Genomic DNA, 4,358 nt, shown 5'->3' on the forward strand with positions numbered 1-4,358 from the left:
GCCGACACCGGCCCGACCCCGCCCCACCCCGGCCCGCCCCGGCGGAGGTCAGCCCAGCGCCAGCGCCTGCACCCGGTCGTACGCCCCGTTGAACCGGTTGTGGTCGCCGACGATCGGCCCCGTCGAGGTGTACTGCCACATCGTGTAGTACGACCATCCGGCCGGCAGCGTCCCCACCGCGGTGGCGTAGCGCGCGATCCACAACGGGTTGGTGGCGCCGAAGCCGCTGTAGTTGCCGGTGCACTCGGTCCACCAGCTCGTGGCGGTGTAGATCACCGCGTCCCGCCCGGTGCGCGCCTTGTAGGTGTTCACGAAGTCCCGGATCCAGGCCACCATCTGGCTCTGCGTCCTGCCGTAGCAGGACGCCCCGTACGGGTTCCACTCGATGTCCAGCACTCCCGGCAGGGTCCGGCCGTCGCGGGACCAGCCGCCCCCGTTGTCGACGAAGTAGTTGGCCTGCGTGGCGCCCGTCGTGGTGTCCGGGGTGGCGAAGTGGTACGTCCCGCGGATCATCCCGATGTTGTACGAGCCGTTGTACTGCTGCGTGAAGGAGGTGTTCTTGTAGTACGTCCCCTCGGTGGCCTTGACGTAGGCCCATTTCACGCCGCTGTTCCACAGCGCGCCCCAGTCCACGTTGCCCTGGTGGCCGGAGACGTCGACGCCCTCGGTCTGGACGGCGTCCGCCCGGCCGTTGGAGGGGTCGCCCTGCTGCCCGTCGTGGGAGAGGACGCCCATGCCCAGATGGGCGGTGCCGCGGGCCGGGTACCTGGTCCTGCCGTCGCCTCCGCCGTCGCCCGCGCCGGCGGCGTGGGCGGGGGTGACGGTGAGCGCGGCGAGGACCGCGAGAAGCACGCCGGCGAGAACGGCGCGCGCGGGTCTGAGCACGGACATGCGAACCTCCGGTGAGGGGGAACGGGAGACCTGCCGCTTGGCGCGGACATGTCAGTGATGCCCTGCCGAAGCTACGCCCGTAGACGTCCCCCGGAAAGAGCGCCTGTCCCCGCTCCGCGCCCATGGATCAGCCGTTCGCCGATATCCGGCCACCGCCCTTGGCAGGATGGACGTCATGTCCACCACGTACATCCCCGCACCGGACGGGGGCAACGACACCTCTGACCAGACCCCGGTCGTCGTGGACCGCCGCACCGGCCCTCACGGCGAGGTCGTGCTGCGCCGTCACGGCGCGTTGCTGCAGATCATCGCGAACGGCTGCTTCCTGATGGACACCTCGGACGGACGCTCCGAGCGCCTCCTGGTCGACGCGGCCGCCCGCAGGCTCGACGAGACGGGAGCACGCGGGTCGCGGCGCCTGCTGATCGGCGGCCTGGGCGTCGGATTTTCGCTCGCACACGCCGCCGCGGACAGCCGCTGGGACCGGATCACGGTGATCGAGCGCGAGCCGGCGGTGATCGACTGGCACCGCTCGGGGCCGCTGCGGCACCTCACCGCGGACGCCCTCGCGGACCCCCGGACGGAGATCGTCGAGGCGGATCTGATTCGTTATCTGGATGTGACTTCCCACACCTGGGACGCGCTCTGCCTCGACATCGACAACGGCCCCGGATGGACCGTCGACGAGGGCAACGACAGTCTCTACTCACCGGCCGGACTCGCAGCCTGCGCAAGGGTTTTGCGGCCCGACGGGGTGCTGGCGGTCTGGTCGGCGCAGCCCTCCCCGGAATTCGAAGGTACCTTGCGGAATGCCGGGTTCCGACAGGTGCGTACCGATGAGGTCCCGGTTGCCCGGGGAGTTCCGGACGTGGTGCACCTGGCTCTGCGGCCCGGGATGGCTCTTGCCGGGTGAATCCGCATACGCTGCCCCTTGGCGCCGATCATCGGTGTCAGGACCGCAGGCATGGGAATCACCCCACGGATTCCGGAAAGCACACCAGGGGCGGGCGATGGAGCAGACACACACCTCGCACAGCGGAAGCACGGCGACCTCGCACGCCGGAGGCACGGCGACCCAGGGCGCTCAGCGCAGAGTCCTGGTGGTCGAGGACGACCCGACGATCGTCGACGCCATCGCGGCCCGTCTGCGCGCCGAGGGATTCCTGGTGCAAACGGCGGGCGACGGACCGGCCGCGGTGGACACCGCGGAGGCCTGGCAGCCGGACCTCCTGATCCTCGACGTCATGCTGCCCGGCTTCGACGGCCTGGAGGTCTGCCGCCGCGTACAGGCCCAGCGCCCGGTGCCGGTGCTGATGCTCACCGCGCGCGACGACGAGACCGACATGCTGGTGGGTCTCGGCGTCGGCGCCGACGACTACATGACCAAGCCGTTCTCCATGCGGGAGCTGGCGGCGCGCGTCCACGTGCTGCTGCGCCGCATGGAGCGCGCCGCCCTGGCCGCCGCCACGCCGCGTTCCGGCGTGCTGCGCCTGGGCGAGCTGGAGATCGACCACGCCCAGCGCCGGGTGCGGGTCCGCTCCGAGGACGTCCACCTGACGCCCACCGAGTTCGACCTGCTGGTGTGCCTGGCCAACACCCCGCGGGCGGTGCTCTCCCGGGAGCAGCTGCTCGCCGAGGTGTGGGACTGGGCCGACGCGTCCGGCACCCGGACCGTCGACAGCCACATCAAGGCCCTGCGCCGGAAGATCGGCGCGGAGCGCATCCGCACGGTGCACGGCGTGGGCTACGCCCTGGAGACGCCGACGCCATGACCAGCGACCCGGTGGCCGGGCGACCGACGGGCCGGCGCAGACCCCATGGGCCGCCCTGCCCCCGGCGGGCGGCCATGCGGCCGTTCTCGATCAAGACCAAGCTGTGCGTCCTGGTCGTGGCCTCGGTGCTGATCACCACGGGATTCCTGCTGATAGCGGTGCGGACGGCCACCGAGCTCCGGTTCGTCATGGTCTTCTCCATGATCGCGACGCTGCTGATCACCCAGTTCGTGGCGCAGTCGCTGACCGCGCCGCTGGACGCCATGACCGGCGTCGCCCGCGCCATCGCGCACGGCGACTACGGCCGCCGGGTGTCCGAGAGCCGGCGTGACGAGCTGGGCGACCTGTCCCGGGCCATCAACCGGATGGCCGACGAGCTGGACGCGCAGGACCGCCAGCGCAAGGAGCTTGTGGCAAACGTCTCGCACGAGCTGCGCACCCCGATCGCCGGACTGCGGGCGGTGCTGGAGAACGTGGTGGACGGCGTCTGCGAGGCGGACCCGGAGACCATGCGGACCGCGCTGCGGCAGACCGAGCGGCTGGGGCGCCTGGTGGACACCCTGCTCGACCTCTCCCGGCTGGACAACGGCGTGGTGCCGCTCAAGGCCCGCACCTTCGAGGTCTGGCCGTACCTCTCCGGGATCATCAAGGAGGCCGGGATGGTCGCCGCGGCCCGCCCGGGCCTGGCCTCCGGCTCCGGCACCCACACCCGCAGCGACGTCCACCTGCACCTGGACGTGCAGCCCACGCACCTGAGCGCGCACGCCGACCCCGAGCGGCTGCACCAGGTGCTCGCCAACCTCATCGACAACGCGATGAAGCACAGCCCGCCGCGCGGCCGGGTGACAGTACGGGCCCGTCCCGGCCCGTATCCGGGCTCGCTGACGCTGGAGGTCCAGGACGAGGGTCCGGGCATCCCGCGCGCCGAGTGGCACCGCGTCTTCGAACGTTTCAACCGGGGCTCGGCCGCCCCTTCGCACGGCCCGGGCAGCGACGGCGGCACCGGACTGGGCCTCGCGATCGCCCGCTGGGCCGTGGAACTGCACGGCGGACGGATCAGGGTGGCCGAATCCGAGCGCGGGTGTCGCATGCTCGTCACCCTTCCGGGAAACATCCCGGAAGAGGGTTGACGTAAAGTTCGGACCAAGACCCCTTCAAGATCCATCGGCGTTCGCGCCGGTGGGGGCGTGTCAGCACGTGGAAGGGGGGAACAGGCTCGTGCGGAGGCCGTGCGCGGCTTCCGCCGTCGCACCCGTACACACCTGTTTCATAGGGGAACCCCGGTTGTTTCCCGCCATTTCCGCCGCCGAAACACGCTCGCGGATGTGATGTGCGTGACGATGACCGGGCCCGGCCTGACCATCACTGCCGGGGAGGCGTAGCTTTGTTCCCGCTGTCCATAACCTTGTGAAGCGGAAGAGGGCGGTTGCCGCCGTGTCGCCACAGTCCCCCAGTAACTCGAGTGTCTCGACCGACGCAGGTTCGGCGGGTAAGAACCCCGCGGCCGCGTTCGGTGCCAACGAGTGGCTCGTCGACGAGATCTATCAGCAGTACCTCCAGGACCCGAATTCGGTAGACCGCGCCTGGTGGGACTTCTTCGCCGACTACAAGCCGGGCTCCTCCGCCCAGCAGTCCGCCGCACCGGCCCCGGCCGCCCCGGCCCAGCCCGCGGCCCCGGCCGCGGCTCCGGCGCAG

Annotated in this window: 5 protein-coding genes; 4 read left to right on the forward strand and 1 reads right to left on the reverse strand. The window is 71.0% G+C overall.

Annotation, left to right across the window (positions count from 1 at the left end; translation table 11 throughout):
* Positions 1 to 48: 48 nt before the first annotated feature.
* Positions 49 to 891, reverse strand: a complete 843-nt coding sequence (locus ACOV8S_RS14715) for a lysozyme (protein WP_448318261.1) — start codon at positions 889 to 891, stop codon at positions 49 to 51.
* A gap of 175 nt (positions 892 to 1,066) precedes the next feature.
* On the opposite strand from ACOV8S_RS14715, the gene ACOV8S_RS14720 reads away from it, so the two are divergent.
* The 4 genes from ACOV8S_RS14720 to ACOV8S_RS14735 form a co-directional block, all read left to right on the forward strand.
* Positions 1,067 to 1,804, forward strand: coding sequence for a spermidine synthase (locus ACOV8S_RS14720; RefSeq protein WP_448318263.1), 738 nt, complete (start codon positions 1,067 to 1,069; stop codon positions 1,802 to 1,804).
* Between the two features lie 97 nt (positions 1,805 to 1,901).
* Complete coding sequence (locus ACOV8S_RS14725) at positions 1,902 to 2,663, forward strand: response regulator transcription factor (RefSeq protein WP_448318265.1); 762 nt, start codon at positions 1,902 to 1,904, stop codon at positions 2,661 to 2,663.
* Positions 2,664 to 2,737: 74 nt separating this feature from the next.
* Positions 2,738 to 3,793: an ATP-binding protein gene (locus ACOV8S_RS14730; protein ID WP_448318267.1), complete on the forward strand. Its 1,056-nt coding sequence runs from the start codon at positions 2,738 to 2,740 to the stop codon at positions 3,791 to 3,793.
* A 304-nt stretch (positions 3,794 to 4,097) separates the two neighbouring features.
* A partial coding sequence (locus tag ACOV8S_RS14735; protein WP_448318269.1) for a 2-oxoglutarate dehydrogenase E1 subunit family protein occupies positions 4,098 to 4,358 on the forward strand: 261 nt, incomplete at its 3' end.

It is taken from the genome of Streptomyces sp. CO7 (genome assembly GCF_053474865.1).

Excerpts from the sequence above, each read along its gene's own strand:
- ACOV8S_RS14725 (WP_448318265.1), top strand. The coding sequence starts at position 1,902 with ATGGAGCAGACACACACCTCGCACAGCGGAAGCACGGCGACCTCGCAC.
- ACOV8S_RS14720 (WP_448318263.1), top strand. The coding sequence starts at position 1,067 with ATGTCCACCACGTACATCCCCGCACCGGACGGGGGCAACGACACCTCT.
- ACOV8S_RS14715 (WP_448318261.1), bottom strand. The coding sequence starts at position 891 with ATGTCCGTGCTCAGACCCGCGCGCGCCGTTCTCGCCGGCGTGCTTCTC.
- ACOV8S_RS14730 (WP_448318267.1), top strand. The coding sequence starts at position 2,738 with ATGCGGCCGTTCTCGATCAAGACCAAGCTGTGCGTCCTGGTCGTGGCC.